Below are 16202 nucleotides of genomic sequence, written 5' to 3'. Positions count from 1 at the left end.
GGCTCCGCCGCCACCGCACGGCGGCGGCCCCGGTCCCGTCCCCGCCGACGGCGGCCGTGCCGCTCCGCCCGGCACGCGCCGCCCGCTTCCGGCGCCCGTCCCCCTGTCCCGCGGCGGACGCTCACCTCCCGCGGCGCTCGGCGCCGCCTCCCTTCGCGCCACCGCGCGCCCACACCCGAGGACGTGGACATGCCGACCGCGGAACCCGCGCCGTCCGGAACCGGCTCCCCCCGACCGAACACCGCCGACCTGCCCACCCGGATGGCCGAGGCCACCGGGCAGCGGGCGGACACCCTCTTCGTCACCCTGTTCATCCTCGGCCTGGCCGGCCTGTGGACCGCGCTGCTGACCGTCTCCTCGGTGACGCTGTCGCTGCGGGTCGCCGACCTGAGCCCGGACGGAAAGGCCGCCGCGCTCTCCACCATCGCCAGCGCCGGTGCGGCCGTCGCCCTCTTCGCCAACCCGGTCTTCGGGCGGCTCAGCGACCTTTCCGCCTCGCGATGGGGGCAGCGGCGGCCGTTCATGATCGGCGGCGGGCTGCTCGGCTTCGCCGCGCTGCTGCTCATCGGCGTGGCACCCAGCCTGCTGGTCGTCGGCATCGGCTGGTGCCTGGCCCAGCTCTTCTTCAACGCGGCACTGGCCGCCATCACCGCGGTCATGCCCGAGCGCATCCCCGACCACCTCAAGGGCCGGGTCTCCGGGCTCATGGGCATGACCAGCCAGGTCGGCGTGGTCGCCGGCACCTTCATCGTGCAGTTCACCGGTACCCACGGCCTGGGGATGTTCGTGGTCCCCGGCGCCATCGGGGTCGGCCTGCTGCTGGCGTTCGCCCTCCACCTGCGCGAGGTGCCCAGGAGCCGGGCCGAGCTGCCACGGTTCACGCTGCTCGACATCCCGCGCAGCCTGTGGATCAACCCGATCCGGCACCGCGACTTCGCGCTCGCCTGGCTCGGGCGGTTCCTCACCTGGATCGCCGTCAGCCTGCTCACGACGTACAAGACGTACTTCCTCATCGACCGGCTCGGCTACACCAGCGAGTCGGCCGCCCCGATCCTGTTCTGGGCGATGCTCATCCTCGCCGTCACCGTGATCCTCGGCAGCAATGTGGCCGGGACGCTGTCCGACCTGGTGCGGCGCCGCAAGGTCTTCGTCATCGGCGCCTCGCTGATCTTCGGCGCCGGCATGGTGACGGTGGCCGCGGCCGACTCGGTGGAGGCGTTCCTCGTGGGCGTGGCCGTCGCGGGCATCGGCCAGGGCGCCTACATGGGGGTGGACTACGCGATGGTGGCCGCGCTGCTGCCGAACAAGGACACCGACGCCGCCAAGGGCATGGGCGTGTTCAACCTGTCCAGCACGGTCCCGCAGACCATCGCGCCCGCTCTGGCACCGCTGTTCCTCGCCATCGGCGGCGGCGGCAATTACACCGCGCTGTACCTGGGCGCCGGCATCTTCTCGGTGGTCGGTGCCGTGGTCATCCAGTTCATCCGCGGCTCCCGCTGACCCGGGCCCCGCTGGCCCGCCGCCGGGTGGGCCAGCGGGGCCGCGATAGAGCACATCTATCGCCGCCCGATCGCCGATAGCCGGACGATCTTGGACGCCGGGTCACGCCGGGACGTTGAATGGCCGCAGCCCGACGGCGGTCCGGGGCGCCGGTGCGCCGGGAGCCGCCGGGTGGGGGACACCGGCGGATACGGCAGAGAGGTTCGCGTGAGACACCACGACATCGCGGTCATTCCGGGGGACGGGATCGGCACGGAGGTCATGCCGGAGGCCCTGCGGGTGCTGGAGGCGGTCGGCGCCCGCCACGACATCCGGTTCGGGCTGCGGCACTTCGACTGGAGCTGCGAGACCTACCGGCGGACCGGCCGGATGATGCCCGAGGACGGCATCGACCGGCTACGCGAGCACGACGCCATCCTGCTCGGCGCGGTGGGGGCGCCCGGCGTGCCGGACCACGTCTCGCTGTGGGGGCTGCTGATCCCGATCCGCCGGGAGTTCGACCAGTACGTCAACCTGCGCCCGGTCCGGCTGCTGCCCGGCATCACCCCGCCGCTGCGCGACGTCGGTCCCGGCGACATCGACTTCTGGGTGGTCCGGGAGAACACCGAGGGGGAGTACTCCCAGCTCGGCGGGCGGCAGGCCGAGGGGACACCGTCGGAGATGGTGCTGCAGGTGGCGGCGTTCACCCGGCGCGGCACCGACCGCATCCTCCGCTACGCGTTCGACTTCGCGCGGCGGCTCGGCCGTTCGCACGTCACGTCCGCGACCAAGTCCAACGGCATCTTCCACTCGATGCCCTACTGGGACGAGCGCTTCCACGCGATCGCCGCGGAGTACCCCGGCATCGAGGTCGACCAGTACCACATCGACATCCTCGCCGCCCGGTTCGTGATGTCGCCGCAGCGGTTCGACGTCGTGGTCGGCAGCAACCTCTTCGGCGACATCCTCTCCGACCTCGGTCCCGGCGTGACCGGGACCATCGCGGTCGCGCCCTCCGGGAACATCAACCCCGAGCGCGAGCACCCCTCGATGTTCGAGCCGGTGCACGGCAGCGCCCCCGACATCATGGGCAAGGGGATCGCCAACCCGATCGGGCAGATCTGGTCGGCCGCCATGATGCTCGACCACCTGGGCGAGGAACAGGCCGCCGCCGACGTGATGCGGGCGATCGAAACGGTCCTCGGCTCCGGCGACGCGCCGCTCACCCCCGACCTCGGCGGCACGGCGACCACCACCGACCTGGGCGCGGCCATCGCCGAAGCGGTCTGACCCCGGTCCGGCCACCGGGCCACCGGCCGGGCCGGACGGCCCGGCGCCTTCCGGCCGGTGCGTTGCGGTCACGGTGCTTTTTCGTCCAGCTTGCCGTCTTGCCTTCCTTCGCCGTCGATGTGGGTGGCCTGCGGTGATCGGCGTCGGTGGTTCGGCGCTGGGTGTTTCCGGTCGCGCTCGCCGCCTCGCTCCCCTTCGCCGCCGACACGGAAGGGCCTGCGGCGATCGGCGTCGGCGGCTCCGGACGCTCGGCGGCTCGCCGCTGGGTGTTTCTGGTCGGGCTCGCCGTCTTGCCTTCCTTCGCCGTCGATGCGGAGGGCCTGCGGCGATCGGCGTCGGCGGCTCCGGACGCTCGGCGGCTCGCCGCTGGGTGTTTCTGGTCGCGCTCGCCGCCTCCCTTTCCTTCGCCGTCGATGCGGAGGGCCTGCGGCGATCGGCATCGGCGGCTCCGGACGCTCGGCGGCTCGCCGCTCCGTGACGACGGGCGCCGGTGTGAGCGCGCCGATCCGGGTGTCCAGCGGTGAGCTTCCCGGCAGCCCGTCGCCGGGCCGCCACAGGGTGACGTCGGCGATCTCGGCGATCGGTGCGAAGTCACCGCCCGATCGCCGCAGTCGGCCTCGGTACATGGCGGCGGCGTCCGCCGCCGGACACCCCGGGACCGCCGTCACCAGGTCGAACTCCGCCACGCCCGCCAGGTGAGCGGGACCGGTCCGGCGCCCGGTGTCCGCACGCCCGGTCTCCTCATGCGGCTCCCGGTGTGCCGCCCGGCGCGGGGACTCGCCCGGTTCGATCACGCTGCCGGGAAGCTCCCACTGACCGCGGCCGCGGTCGAACACGAGGAGCACCGCGCCCCGGAAGACGGCGACCATCAGCGCTAGGGGCAGTGCGCCGTCTCCGACGGCGTCCGTGATCCCGCCCCGCTGCCCGGTGGAAGCCGACCGGTTCGTTACCGCGTGCGTCGCGGACCGGCGGCCCAGGGATGCGTTCCGCCGTCCCGAAGGTTCCTGCGGACCATCCTCTCGCCGCGGCCATGGCCGGGCGCCGGAAAACGGTGCTCCTGGCCCGCGCCTTGCGGACGTCCGGATTCGGGAGCGAGGGGACCGGTGCATCCCCTCCGCGAACACGCCGAAATGTGACTCTTTGCGGCTTCGGCCCCGTTCTCGTGCCGTGCATTCCGGGCGGGACGCGCGCTTCCTCCCCCTGATGTCCCCACGAATCGCTACAAGCTCCTACAACGCGTTCCTTCGTGACGTTACGTAGTGAAATGACTTCGCGGCGTTTCCAGGATCGAGGGCTCGGGGATTCTGCTGCCGACGCCGGTCTCTCCGCAGGAGGACCGGTGGTCCGCCCCCTGTCCCTCTGGAGGTCTCCGTGGTCCCTGCGATCCCCACCGGTGAGCGCGAGCGGTTTCTCGCCGGCCTGCACGTCGGCGTGCTCGGCGTGGCCGACACCCGCCCGGGCTGCGCGCCGCTGCTGGCACCGGTGTGGTACCGGTACGCGCCCGGTGGCGAGGTCGTCGTGCAGACCGGCCGCGACTCCATTAAGGCCCGGCTGATCCGCGAGGCCGGCCGGTTCAGCATCTGCGTGCAGGACGAGACCCCGCCCTACCGCTACGTCAGTGTCGAGGGCCCGGTGACCGCGTGCCTCGACCCGGCCGATCCCGAAGAGCGCGAGGCCATGGCCGTGCGCTACCTCGGGGCCGGGCAGGCGCCCGCGTACCTCGACGCCACGCGCGACCAGCTCACGGACGACGTCACCTTCCGCATGCGCCCCCAGCGCTGGCGCACCGCCGACTTCAGTGCCTTCGCCGCCTCCTTCAGCTGAGCCGGGCGCGGTGGCCGCTCGGGCGGACTTTTCCGCTCCGCGCGGTCTCCCCGCATCCCGTCAGGACGCAGCCCCGTACCTCCGTACCCCCCCGCCCGCCACGGGCGACGAAGGGAATGACCGCATGACCATCACCCGCCTCACCCCCGGGCATCCGCCGGTGGCGGGCAGACCGGGACCGACCACCGGCTATCCGCGCGACCGCCGCCTGCACGAGCTGTTCGAGGAACAGGCGGCGGCACGGCCCGGCGCACCCGCCGCCCGCCACCACGACGTCACCCTGACCTACCGCGACCTCAGCGTCCGCTCCGACGCCCTCGCCTCCCGGCTGCGCGCCGCGGGGGTGCGGCCGGGCGCCGCCGTCGGCGTCTGCGGGCGCCGCTCCCCGGAGGCGCTGGTCGCCTTCCTCGGCATCCTCAAGGCCGGGGCCGCCTACGTCCCGCTCGACGACGACCACCCGCCCGCCCGGCTGCGCGCCATGGCCGAGGACGCCGACGTGCGCACCGCCGTCGTCCTGCCCGGCAGCACCTGCCGGATCCGGCGGCTGCGCGCCCGGGTGGACCTCGCCCCCGGCGGGCACCTCGCCGGCCGGGCCGCGGTGACGCCGGTCGCCCCCGCTCCCTCCGGCGCCGCCACCGACCCCGCTTACGTGATGTTCACGTCCGGCTCCACCGGGCGCCCCAAGGCCGTCGCCGTCCCGCACCGCGGCGTCGTCCGGCTCGCGCTGTCCGACCCCGACCTGCCGCACCCCGGCCCCGCGGACCGGGTGCTGCACGGCTACGGGCTGTCCTCCGATGCCTCCACCATCGAGATCTGGTCCGGGCTGCTCGGCGGGGCGTGCCTGGTGCTCGTGGACCGGGCGGAACTGCTGTCCCCCGGCGTTCTGGCGGACCGGCTGCGCGCCGAACGGGTGACGATCGGCTACCTCACCACCAGCGTCTTCCACCACGTCGCCCGCACCCGCCCGGCCGCGTTCGCCGGTCTGCGGTTCGTCTCCGCGGGCGGCGAGGCCATGGACCCCGACCTCGCCCGTGCCGTCCTCGCCGCCTGTCCCGGGACCGACGTCGTCAACTTCTACGGCCCCACGGAGAACACCGTCGTCTCCACGCTGCACTTCGTCCGCGGACTGCCCGCCGACGCCCGCACCGTGCCGATCGGCCGTCCGCTCGCCAACTCCACCTGCTTCGTGCTGCGCAGCGACGGCTCCCCGGCCGACGTCGGCGAGGAAGGGGAGCTTCTCGTCGGCGGCGATGGCCTCGCGCTCGGCTACCTCGGCGACCCACAGCTGACCGCCGAGCGGTTCGTCGAGGCACCGGACGGGGAGCGCCTCTACCGCACCGGCGACCGCGCGGCCTGGCGCCCGGACGGCACCCTGGACTACCTGGGGCGGGTGGACCGGCAGATCAAGCTCCGCGGCCAGCGCATCGAACTCGACGAGGTCGAGGCACGGCTGCGCGCCCACCCGCGCGTCGGCGAAGCGGTCGTCGAACTCGACTCCGGCGCCGACCGCGGCGCCACGCTCGTCGGCTACGTCACCCCCGCCACGGCGGGCGAGCCCGTGGACACCGCCGAACTGCGCCGCGACTGCGCCGCGTGGCTCCCGGCCCCCGCCGTACCGTCCCGGATCGTGCAGCTCGCCGGCTTCCCCGTGACGTCGGCCGGCAAGGTGGACCGCCGCGCCCTGGCCGCCGCGGCATCCGGCACCCGCCCCACGGCCGTCCCCCCGGCCGTCGCCTCGCATCCGGAGGTCACCGGGCTGCGCGACTCCCTCGCCGAGATCTGGCGGCTCACCCTCGGCGTGCGCCCCACCGCCGGCGACGGCTTCTTCACTCTCGGCGGCGACTCCCTGCTGGCCGCCGAAGCCGTCACCCGCACCCTCGCCGTGCTCGGAATCGACGCCGTACACGGCAGCGCCCTGGTCCGCGCGCTGCTGGCCGACCCCACCCTGGACGGGTTCGCAGCGGCCGTGCGCCGGATCCGCGAGGGCGGCCCCGCCGGGCCGGAGACGGCGGGCCGCAGCGCCATCGACTTCGCGAGCGAGGCCCGGCTCGGCTTCGACCTGCCCGCCGCCCGTGGGCCGGCGCCCCGCTGGGACCGGCCCGCGGACGTCCTGCTCACCGGCGCCAGCGGCTTCGTCGGCGCCTTCCTGCTCGACCGGCTGCTGCGCCACACCGACGCCCGCGTGCACTGCCCGGTGCGCGCCCGCGACGTCCGGCACGCCCGGCAGCGTGTGCTCGCCAACCTCACCCGCTACGGACTGGACCCCCGCGACGCGGTGGACCGCGTCGTCGCCTTCCCCGCCGACCTCGCCGCCCCCCGCCTCGGCCTGGAGCCCGACCGGGCGGCCGAACTGTCCGAGCGGGTCGACCTCGTCATCCACTCCGCCGCCCAGGTCAACTTCCTGTACCCCTACACCGCGCTGCGCGCCGCCAACGTCGACGGCACCCGCGAGGTCATCCGGCTGGCCGCTCCCCGCCGGGTCCCCGTGCACTTCCTGTCCACCGTCGCGGTGCTGGCCGGCTTCGGCACCGCCGGCGTGCGGGAGGTCGCCGAGGACCGGCCGCTGGAGCACGCCGACCGGCTCACCATGGGCTACGCCGAGAGCAAGTGGGTGGCCGAACGGCTCCTCCACGAAGCGGCCGGCCAGGGGCTGCCGATGGCCGTCCACCGGCCGTACGAGATCACCGGCGACCGGTGGAACGGCGCGTGCAACACCGAGACCGCCATCTGCTCGCTGTTCAAGATGGTCGCCGAGACCGGGCTGGCCCCCGACATCGCGCTGCCGATGGATTTCGTCCCCGTCGACCACCTGGCCGACGCCGTCCTGCACATCGCCACCCGGCATCGCGCCGATGGCCGCGTCTACCACCTCACCAACCCCAGGCCCGGCACCCTCGCCGACGTGCTGGAGCGCATGCGCGCCGCCGGCTGCGCGATCCGCACGCTGCCCTACCCCCGGTGGGTCGGCGAACTCGTGCGGCACGTCGCCCGCAACCCCACCAGCCCCACGGCGCCGTTCGTGTCGCTGTGCGTCGACCACGGCAACAAGGCCGACATCTCGGTGAAGGAGATGTTCCTCGACGGCGTGTTCCCGGCCCTGGACCGCAGCAACACCGAACGCGCCCTCGCCGGGAGCGGCCTGGACTGCCCGCCCGTCGACGCCGCCCTCATCGACCGCTACCTGGAGTACTTCTTCGCTTCCGGCTACATCGAGCGGCCCACGTCGGCGGCCGGCGACCAGAGGAACACCTGACATGAGCATCCAGGAAACGGTCATCGACGTTCCGGCGGCCGAGCCCGGCACCCCCGGCCCCCCGTGCGCCTACGCCCGGCTGCGCGCCGACCGCCCCATCGCCAGGGTCCGCATGCCGCGCGGCGAGACCGCGTGGCTCCTCACCCGCTACGAGGACGTGCGGGCGGCACTGGCCGACCCGCGGCTGGTCCGGCCGCTGATATCGGACTGGCCGCCGAACCCGCACACCACCCGGCGGAGCGACCGCCGCGTCCGCACCCTGCTGGAGATGACCGGCGAACGGCACGCCCACGTCCGCCGGGTGATCGCCCCGCTGTTCAGCCCGCGCCGGGTCGCCGCGCTGGCCCCCCGGGTGCGCGCACGCGCCGACCGGCTGGTCGACACCCTCACGGCCGCCGGGCCGCCGGGCGACCTGGTGGCCGGATTCGCCGCGCCGCTGCCCCTCATGGTGCTCTGCGACGTCGTCGGGTTCCCCTACGAGGAGCGCGAACGCTACCTGCCGCTCACCGACGCCGTGCTGCGGGCCACCGCGCTGCCCCTGGACGATGTGCTCGCCGCGCTCGCGGACCTCCAGGACTACGTCACCGAGCTGATCGAGCGCCGGCGCGCCGAACCCCGGGACGACCTCATCAGCGAACTGCTCACCGGCGTCGGCACCCCGGGCGGCCTCACCGGCGAGGAACTGGTCAGCTTCGCCGCCAGCATGCTCATGGCGGGGTACAAGACCAACATCCAGCACTTCGGCAACGCGCTGCTGACGCTGCTCGCCGACCCCCGCCTCCCGCGCCGGCTCCGCCAGGCGCCGGACGCGCTGCCGGCCGCCGTGGAGGAACTGCTGCGGCACGTCCCCCTGATGAACGCCATCGTGGTCACCGTCGCCACCGAGGACCTGACACTGTGCGGCCAGCGGATCCGCGCCGGCGAGGCGGTGCTGCCGGTCATCGCCTCGGCCAACCGCGATGGCGCCGTCTTCCCCGACGCCGACCGGTTCGACCTCGCGCGCGCCCCCAACCCGCACCTCGCCTTCGGGCACGGGGCGCACTACTGCCCGGGCGGCCACCTGACCCGGCTGCAGTTGCGCGTCGGCCTGGAGACGCTGCTGCGCCGCCTCCCCCGCCTCGAACTCGCCGTACCGGCCGACACCCTCGGCTGGGACGAGGAGAACCCGCTCCGCGCGCCGCTCACCCTCCCAGCCCGCTGGTGACGCGGCACCCCGCCCGCCCCGATCCCGAGGAGAGACCTCCGATGGAGCAGACCGACCGACTGCCGAGATACCCGTTCAGCGACCGCGGCGACCGGCTCGCCCCCGAATTGGCCGAACTCGTCCGCACCTGCCCCGTGGCACGGGTGCGGACCAACTCCGGCGACCCGGCCTGGCTCGTCACCGGCCACGCCGAGATCAGGCGGATCGCGCGCAGCCCGGCCTTCGCCCGTGAGCAGGCCGGCGACCCCGACAGCCCCGTCCAGGACACCCCCATCCTCGCGCCCGAACTCATGGGCGCCCTCGCCTACCTGAGACGCGCCGGGCTGCTGGACGAGGTGCGGCGGACGCTGGGGCGCGAACAGCCCGACGTGCCCGCCGACTGGGTGCGCGCCACGGCCCGCGAGGGTCTGGACGAGATGGTGCGGACGGGCACGCCGGGCGATCTGCAGAAGCACTTCGCCGAACGAGTGGCGGGCCGGGCGCTGTGCCGGATGATCGGCCTGCCCGTCGAGGATCTGCCGCGGCTCGCCGAATGGGCCGACACCGACCTCACCATGAACATCCCCGCCGAGAAGGTCGCCGACAACTGGACCCGGCTGCGCGACCACCTGCTGGACCGCCTCGCCGACCGCTCGCGGCCCCCGCACGACGGGCTGCTGTTCCGGCTCGCCGAGCGCAACACCGGACCCGGACGGCTCGCAGACACCCAGCTCGCCAACATCGTCGCGGTCCTGTTCGTCTCCGGTTACGAGGACCTGGCCAGCCTCCTCGGCGTGGCCGCGATCCACCTGCTGTCCCGCCCGGCCGCCGTGCAGGACCTGCGCGCGCACCCCGAGCGGATGCCCCGCTACGTCGAGGAGCTGCTGCGCGTCAGCGTCGTCCTCGGCAACGGGCTCGCCCGTGTCGTCACCGAGGACACCGAACTCGGCGGGGCGCGGCTCCGCAAGGGCGAGCTGGTGCTGCTCTCCACCGACGCGGCCAACTTCGACCCCGAGGTGTTCCCCGACCCCGAAAGGTTCGACCCCGACCGCGCGCCCAACCCGCACATGCGGTTCGGGCACGGCCCGCACTACTGCCCTGGCGCGTACTTCAGCCGCCGCATCACCGAGCTCGCGTTCGGCGTGCTGCTGGAGCGGCTGCCCGGCGTCCGGCTCGCCCTGCCGCCCGAGCGGATCCCCTGGCACCCGGACCGCATGGCGATCATGCCGGCCCGCGTCCCCGTGCACTGGTGAGCCACCCCTGCCGGGGAGTTCCGCGCGGCCGCTCCCCGTGAGTGGAAGGAGAACCGTATGCCCACCCAAGGCAGGCGTCCCGGCGGACGGCCGGTCACCGGGCGTCCGCCGGCGGCGCCCGGCCGGCTGCGGCGCAGGAGAGGCGCCGTCGGATGAGGACGTACCAGATCAAGGAGATCTTCTACACCCTCCAGGGCGAGGGCGCGCACGCCGGACGCCCCGCCGTGTTCTGCCGGTTCGCGCGCTGCAACCTGTGGACCGGCCGGGAGAAGGACCGGCACCGCGCGGTCTGCACGTTCTGCGACACCGACTTCGTCGGCACCGACGGAGTCAACGGTGGCAGGTTCGGCACCGCCGACGACCTCGCCGACGCCGTCGAACGCCAGTGGCGCGGCGACGGCGACGAGTACCGGTTCGTCGTCTGCACCGGCGGCGAGCCGCTGCTCCAGCTCGACGCGCCCGCCGTCGAGGCGCTGCACCGGCGCGGATTCGAAGTGGCCGTCGAGACCAACGGCACCCGGATCCCGCCGCCCGGCATCGACTGGCTGTGCGTGAGCCCCAAGATCGGTTCGGACCTCGTCGTCCGGCACGGGGACGAGCTCAAGCTGGTGTACCCGCAGGAGAACGGCGACCCCGCGCAGTTCGAGCACCTGGACTTCGGGTCGTTCCGGCTCCAGCCCCTGGACGGCCCCGAACTGGAGGCCAACACCCGTGCCGCCGTGGAGTACTGCATGAGCCGTCCACGGTGGACCCTGTCCCTGCAGACCCACAAGTATCTGGGAATCGCCTGATGTACCACCTCCGCGCGACCGTCGCCCTCCCCGCCGCCGCGCCCCCCGGCCGGGGGAGTGCGCCGTGAACGTCCGCGCCACCTGGCACTCCGTCACCGTCCGGCATAACTTCGAGACCGCCCACCGGCTGCCGCATCTGGCCGGCAAGTGCATGAACCTGCACGGTCACTCATGGTGGGTGGAGTCGACCGTCGCCGCCCCCGCGCTGCGGGACGGCACGGTCGTGGAGTTCGGCCTTTTCAAGGCCGAACTGCGAACCTGGATCGACACCCATCTCGACCACGGCGCCATGCTCGGCGCCGACGACCCGCTCGCCAAACTGCTTCCCGACTGCTCCAGCAAGCTCTTCCGGTTCGGCGCCGCGGCGCCGTCCCCGGCCGAACGATTCGCCGCCGACCTGCCCTACCCCACAGTGGAAGCGGTCGCCGAGCTCCTGGCGCGGGTCAGCGCGGACCTGCTGCTCGGCCTGGACCACGCGCCCGGTGCCCGCGTGCGCCGGGTGCGGGTGACCGAGACCCACGTGAACGCGGCCGAGTGGCAGAGCGGCGGCCTGGACTGAGGCGTCCGCGCGACTCGGCGGCCGTTCCCGCGAGACCGGTCTCCTCTGGCGCGCGGACGGCGGTCCGTCCCCTGGGGCGGAGCCGAGGAACGGCGCGGCGGCACATCGATCGACGTCCGTCCCCCCGATCGGAGGCGACCATTGACCGCCACGACACCCCCCGCACACGTCACCGCCGAAGATCCGGCCACCGCGGGCCGGCCCGCCGATGAGCTCCGCGAGCCGCCCGACGGCGATGCGGACGCCGCCCTGGCGGAGGCCGCGGCGCACGCGCGGGCCATGTTGTCGCTCCTGGGCATGCGGTGCGACACCGAGTCCACCCGTGATACCCCGCGCCGGTTCGTCAGCGCGCTGTCGGAGCTGACCAGCGGGCTGCGCCTGGACCCCACCCGGCACCTCGCGGTCCAGTTCCCCGCGGAGTCGGCCGGGCAGGGCGTCATCGCCGCCGTCGACGTGCCGTTCGTGGCGCTGTGCGAACACCACCTGCTGCCCTTCCCAGGCCGGGCGGCGGTGGCCTACCTGCCGGCGCCCGGGGCGCGCATCGTCGGGCTGTCCAAGCTGGCCCGGGTGCTGCAGGAGTACGGCGCCCGGCCGCAGGTGCAGGAGCGGCTGGGCGAGCAGGTGGTCGCCGCGATCACCGGGCATCTGCGCACCCGGGGGGCCGCCTGCCTGATCAGGTCCGAGCACGCCTGCATGACGCTGCGCGGAGCCGGGGCGCACGGCGCGGCCATGGTGACCGCGCACCTGACGGGGGAGTTCGAGACCGATCCCGGACTGCGCCGCCAGGTTCTCGACCTGGCGCCGACGGCCGCCCGCTGACCGGAGGCCGGGAGCGGACGGCCCGGAAGGAGGTTCGGCCGCCGCCTCGCGGTTCCGGGCGCCGGGGCCGAACCGGTGCGCCGGTGCGCCGCCGTCACGTCAGGCGGCCCGCCCGGCGCAGGGCGGTGATGACGTCCTCGGCCTCGGCCGGCCCACGGTCCCAGCTTCCGTCGCGGATCGCCGGCAGATAGTGCCGGCGGACGTGGTCGGCGGCGTCGGCCGTGGGCGGGCAGCCGTTGGCGACCAGCGCCACCCATTTGCGGGCGCACGGCTTGCACGCGCCGCACTCGGTGCCCTCGGCGGTGGGCGTGTAGCAGGACCAGGTGCGCGATCCGATGTCCGCGGGATCGGCGCCGGCGTCGAGCGCCGCGCGCACCAGCTCGCTCTTGGACAGGTGCTTGACCGGCAGGACCAGGTCCACCGTCTTGCCCTCGGTCCAGTGCTGCGGCTGCCACAGCCAGGTCAGCAGGTGCGAGGTCATGGACGCGAAGGTCGGGGTCTTGTCCAGGACGCGGTCCCCGGCGGTGGCGGCCATGGCGATGGTCTCACCGTACTGCGCGGCCACGCAGGCCAGCATCAGGTTGCGCAGCGGGATGATGCGGTCCTCGGGACGCTCCCACGGCGACAGGTCCAGGGAGGTGGTGCGGGTGGCCGCCGGCGCGTGACCGAGCAGCCGGATCTCCGGCGCGTTGTAACCGGTCCCGAGATCGACGTAGAGGCAGAGGTCCGGCCGCCAGAGCCAGGCGGCGCAGTAGGAGTCGAGACCGGACGAATAGAGCAGAACCCGCGTCACGCGACCGTCCTGTCCTCATCGGGGGGCCAGACCGGCGGGATCGGCCGCCGCCGGCCGGGAACAGCCTAACGGCGGCGGCCGTGTCGGCGCTGGTGGTCGCGGAAATCCCCGCCGCTGGGGGAGACCGACCGGCGGGGCGTGGCCGGATCGGTGCGACGGGGAACGCGGTGGGGAAGCGCTTTCCGTGAGGGCGGCGAAGTCCGCCGCCCCCACGGCTCCGGTCGGGGCCGGAGAGGCGGATCAGATGTTGCCGGGGCCGGCGCCGTTCTGCACGATGCCCGGGATGTTCGCCGCGTTGTCCAGGCTGTAGGAGTACGGCGGAGTGGGCACGTTGCCGTCGGTCTCAGGCTGGCCGGAGTTGTCGAGGAAGTTCCCGCGCGCGGTCAGCAGGCCGGGGTCGGACGAGGCGTAGCCCACGTGGGTGGGGTGGTCGACGTTCTCGAAGTAGTTGTTCTCGACGAGCACGTTGGCGTCCATCGTCGAGGCGACGCCGTACTCGGCGTTGTCGCGGTAGTAGTTGTTGAACACGTGGACGGACTCGGAGAAACGCACCCGCGGGTGGCGGGACCCGGTGCCGTCGAAGAAGTTGTGGTGGTAGGTCACCCGCAGGTGACCGGCGTCCTCGGTGTGGCTGTCGCTGTGGCCGACCAGGGACGTCTTCTCGTGGTCGAAGAAGTGGTTCCACGAGATGGTCACGTAGTCCGACTCACGCTTGACGTCGACCGCGCCGTCGTTGCCGTTGGTGAAGCTGTTGTGGTCGACCCAGACGTTGGTGGAGCCGTCCTGCACGTTGACCGCGTCGTCGTCCCAGTCGCGGAAGTTGAGGTTCTGGATGATGACGTTGCTGACGCCGTCCACGTCGATGCCGCCACCGGTGATGGTGGCGTTGGACCCGACCCCGATGAGGGTCTTGTCGGAACCGATGTCGTTCATGCCGTCCAGCTGGACGGTGCCCGAGACCTGGATGGTCAGCGGGCCCTCGGTCTCCAGGGCGTCGACGAGTGCGCTGCCGGAGGTGACGGTGACCGTCCCGCCGCCCGCGCCGCCGGTGGTGCCGCCGTTCTGGCTCGCCCAGCCGATCGGGCTGCCGACGAGCGGGGCGTCGGTGGTGTCGGAGGCGGCCGGGGCGGCGGCCACGAGGGAGACCCCGGTGGCCAGGGCGGCGACGGCGGCGGGGACGAAGGCCACGCGGTAGCGGCGGACACTGGGGGATTCGTGCGTCTTTCGCATGGTGTGTCGATCCTTGTTGGGAAGGCTCACGCGAACGGAGCGGTGAGTGGGGGACGCCCACCGGGGGCCGGTCGCGATCCGGCGCGCCGCGGTGGTGCTCAGACCTGGCGCTGCCGCGCCAGGCGGTGCCGCCGGAATCGGGCGCGACCCGGTGCGCCGGCGACGGACTCGCGAGTTTGTAAGCGCTTTCCAGGTAGCAAGTTACGTCCGGGTCAAGGCGCTGTCAACGGTCGGTTTCGTACCGTGTCCGACGCCGCTGCTCAGTGCCCGGACGGCCTCTGGGAACGCTCCCGAACGCGGTCGGGTGTTCGGTGCCGCGCCCTGCCGCCCGGTCCGCGGGCAGCACGGCGGGCGGTCCGCCGGAACGCGGCGGACCGCCCGTGCGGTCGCTCAGTGCTACCTGCTCAGCAGTACTGCGCCTCCTTGCCGATCACCCGGTAGGGGCAGTCGGCGTAATCGACGAGGTCGAGCACCGCCTCGCGGTTGCGGGCGGTCTCCCGGTCGATGACCTCGTCGGGCGGGTAGAAGCCGCCGCCGGCGGTGCCGGTGGGGTACATCTCGAACGTGTAGGCGAAGATGCCCTGATCGCCCCACAGCCAGTCGTCGATCGAGCCGTCGGTGATGTACAGGTCGCTCGCCTGCTGCGGGGTGTAGCCGTTGGACTCGGCCATGAGCCGGCCCAGCTCGGCGTGCGCGTCGTAGTCGTCCCGGGTCATACCGGGCGCCACGTCGGCGTAGGTGTAGCCGTACGGCCACAGAATCAGCTCGCCGTAGGTATGGAAGTCGATCGCGATGTTGATCTGCTGCTCGCCGCCGACGACCCGGCTGCGCACGAAGTCGGCCACCACCGCCACCTCGGGCGCGGACTCCGGCGCCGAGCCCCGGTAGGTGGTGCTCGACGGGGTGCCGGACGAGCCGCCGCAGCAGCCCCACTGGTAGTCCCAGTTGCGGTTGAGGTCGGTGCCCACGCTCCCGCCGGGGTTGGGCAGCCGGTTCTTGCGCCAGCTCCGGTATGAGCCGGTGGCGATGTCGTACTCGCCGCCGTCGGGGTTCACGTCCGGCACGATCCAGATCTCCCGGCTCTCCAGCAGTTCGGTGATCCGGGCGTCGCTTCCGTAGCCGTCGGTGAACAGCTCGATCAGGTACAGGGCCATCTCCACCGTCAGGTGCTCACGCGCGTGCTGGTGGTGGGTGAACAGCACCTCGGGCCGGTCGTGGTCGGTCGCCGCGTCGTCGCTGATCTTCACGGCGAGGATGTCGCGCCCTTCGTAGGAGCTGCCGATGACCGTGGTGCTCACGAGCGAGGGGTGGTCGTCGGCCGCCTGCTCGATGGCGGCCATCATCTCGTCGTAATCGTGGTAGTCGGAGTCGCCGGGCGGGAAGTCCAGCGGGCTGGGCGCCGCGAGTTCGGTGGCCTGGAAGCCCAGCCGTTCGACCGCCGCCGCCTCCTGCGGGGTGGCGGTGATGACGACGATGTCGCCCTCGCCCTCCACGCCGTCGATCGCCGCACCGGTCCGCGCGATCGCGGTGCGCTGCTGCGGCGTGTCCGCCCCGGCGACGCGGTACTGCTGTGGCGCCGCGTCCTGGGAGTCGTTCTCCGCGGCGCCCGCGGGCGCGCCGCCGGCGAGGAAGAGCGACGTGAGGGCCAGCCAGGTGACCAGCCTGCGTCCGTTCACAGGGCCTCCAAGGGGGTGGGGGATGAGGCGCTGGGGCCGCACTCGGTTATTA

13 protein-coding genes and 1 pseudogene are annotated in these 16202 nt (G+C 73.4%); 9 read left to right on the top strand and 5 right to left on the bottom strand.

Annotated elements, in window-relative coordinates; genetic code table 11:
* Positions 1 to 189: 189 nt before the first annotated feature.
* Together ACFQRF_RS14035 and ACFQRF_RS14030 are read left to right on the top strand one after the other, a co-directional pair.
* On the top strand, positions 190 to 1500 hold the full coding sequence (locus ACFQRF_RS14035; protein ID WP_379871521.1) for an MFS transporter: 1311 nt from the start codon (positions 190 to 192) through the stop codon (positions 1498 to 1500).
* A gap of 207 nt (positions 1501 to 1707) precedes the next feature.
* A complete protein-coding gene (locus tag ACFQRF_RS14030; protein ID WP_379871520.1) occupies positions 1708 to 2769 on the top strand; it encodes a tartrate dehydrogenase in 1062 nt (353 codons plus the stop codon).
* 68 nt (positions 2770 to 2837) lie between these two features.
* Here the strand turns inward: ACFQRF_RS14030 and ACFQRF_RS14025 are convergent, their stop codons facing one another.
* Together ACFQRF_RS14025 and ACFQRF_RS14020 are read right to left on the bottom strand one after the other, a co-directional pair.
* Complete coding sequence (locus ACFQRF_RS14025) at positions 2838 to 3455, bottom strand: hypothetical protein (RefSeq protein WP_379871765.1); 618 nt, start codon at positions 3453 to 3455, stop codon at positions 2838 to 2840.
* A gap of 27 nt (positions 3456 to 3482) precedes the next feature.
* A pseudogene (locus ACFQRF_RS14020) lies at positions 3483 to 3638 on the bottom strand (NUDIX domain-containing protein); the annotation flags it as partial.
* A 502-nt stretch (positions 3639 to 4140) separates the two neighbouring features.
* Between ACFQRF_RS14020 and ACFQRF_RS14015 the strand changes: the two are divergent.
* From ACFQRF_RS14015 to folE, 7 genes are all read left to right on the top strand, one after another.
* The gene (locus ACFQRF_RS14015) at positions 4141 to 4593 is read left to right on the top strand and encodes a pyridoxamine 5'-phosphate oxidase family protein (protein WP_379871519.1); all 453 of its coding nucleotides are present in this window, start codon (positions 4141 to 4143) and stop codon (positions 4591 to 4593) included.
* A 124-nt stretch (positions 4594 to 4717) separates the two neighbouring features.
* Positions 4718 to 7846 carry an amino acid adenylation domain-containing protein gene (locus tag ACFQRF_RS14010; protein WP_379871518.1) on the top strand — a complete coding sequence of 1043 codons (3129 nt, stop codon included), beginning with the start codon at positions 4718 to 4720 and terminating at the stop codon, positions 7844 to 7846.
* A 1-nt stretch (position 7847) separates the two neighbouring features.
* Positions 7848 to 9050, top strand: a complete 1203-nt coding sequence (locus ACFQRF_RS14005; RefSeq protein ID WP_379871517.1) for a cytochrome P450 — start codon at positions 7848 to 7850, stop codon at positions 9048 to 9050.
* Positions 9051 to 9091: 41 nt separating this feature from the next.
* Positions 9092 to 10282, top strand: a complete 1191-nt coding sequence (locus ACFQRF_RS14000) for a cytochrome P450 (protein ID WP_379871516.1) — start codon at positions 9092 to 9094, stop codon at positions 10280 to 10282.
* Positions 10283 to 10434: 152 nt separating this feature from the next.
* A complete protein-coding gene (gene queE / locus ACFQRF_RS13995; RefSeq protein WP_379871515.1) occupies positions 10435 to 11073 on the top strand; it encodes a 7-carboxy-7-deazaguanine synthase in 639 nt (212 codons plus the stop codon).
* A 64-nt stretch (positions 11074 to 11137) separates the two neighbouring features.
* Positions 11138 to 11632: a 6-pyruvoyl trahydropterin synthase family protein gene (locus tag ACFQRF_RS13990; RefSeq protein ID WP_379871514.1), complete on the top strand. Its 495-nt coding sequence runs from the start codon at positions 11138 to 11140 to the stop codon at positions 11630 to 11632.
* A 141-nt stretch (positions 11633 to 11773) separates the two neighbouring features.
* Entirely contained in the window at positions 11774 to 12451 is a 678-nt protein-coding gene (folE, locus tag ACFQRF_RS13985) for a GTP cyclohydrolase I (RefSeq protein WP_379871513.1), read from the top strand.
* A 94-nt stretch (positions 12452 to 12545) separates the two neighbouring features.
* Here folE and ACFQRF_RS13980 read toward each other — a convergent pair whose 3' ends face one another.
* The 3 genes from ACFQRF_RS13980 to ACFQRF_RS13970 all read right to left on the bottom strand — a co-directional run bounded on the left by ACFQRF_RS13980 (position 12546) and on the right by ACFQRF_RS13970 (position 16150).
* Positions 12546 to 13244: a 7-cyano-7-deazaguanine synthase gene (locus ACFQRF_RS13980; protein ID WP_379871512.1), complete on the bottom strand. Its 699-nt coding sequence runs from the start codon at positions 13242 to 13244 to the stop codon at positions 12546 to 12548.
* Positions 13245 to 13484: 240 nt separating this feature from the next.
* Positions 13485 to 14474 carry a pectate lyase family protein gene (locus tag ACFQRF_RS13975; RefSeq protein WP_379871511.1) on the bottom strand — a complete coding sequence of 330 codons (990 nt, stop codon included), beginning with the start codon at positions 14472 to 14474 and terminating at the stop codon, positions 13485 to 13487.
* Positions 14475 to 14878: 404 nt separating this feature from the next.
* The gene (locus ACFQRF_RS13970) at positions 14879 to 16150 is read right to left on the bottom strand and encodes a M14 family metallopeptidase (RefSeq protein ID WP_379871510.1); all 1272 of its coding nucleotides are present in this window, start codon (positions 16148 to 16150) and stop codon (positions 14879 to 14881) included.
* Positions 16151 to 16202: the final 52 nt, after the last annotated feature.

Source organism: Marinactinospora rubrisoli (genome assembly GCF_042664915.1).
Lineage (GTDB): Bacteria > Actinomycetota > Actinomycetes > Streptosporangiales > Streptosporangiaceae > Marinitenerispora > Marinitenerispora rubrisoli.
Note: the sequence above shows the minus strand (reverse complement) of the source record. Positions and strands in the feature narration are given on the sequence as shown.

What these genes read in the sequence shown, in the direction of transcription:
- ACFQRF_RS14005 (WP_379871517.1), top strand. Translation starts at nt 7,848, where the DNA reads ATGAGCATCCAGGAAACGGTCATCGACGTTCCGGCGGCCGAGCCCGGC.
- ACFQRF_RS14035 (WP_379871521.1), top strand. Translation starts at nt 190, where the DNA reads ATGCCGACCGCGGAACCCGCGCCGTCCGGAACCGGCTCCCCCCGACCG.
- ACFQRF_RS14000 (WP_379871516.1), top strand. Translation starts at nt 9,092, where the DNA reads ATGGAGCAGACCGACCGACTGCCGAGATACCCGTTCAGCGACCGCGGC.
- queE (WP_379871515.1), top strand. Translation starts at nt 10,435, where the DNA reads ATGAGGACGTACCAGATCAAGGAGATCTTCTACACCCTCCAGGGCGAG.
- ACFQRF_RS13975 (WP_379871511.1), bottom strand. Translation starts at nt 14,474, where the DNA reads ATGCGAAAGACGCACGAATCCCCCAGTGTCCGCCGCTACCGCGTGGCC.
- ACFQRF_RS14010 (WP_379871518.1), top strand. Translation starts at nt 4,718, where the DNA reads ATGACCATCACCCGCCTCACCCCCGGGCATCCGCCGGTGGCGGGCAGA.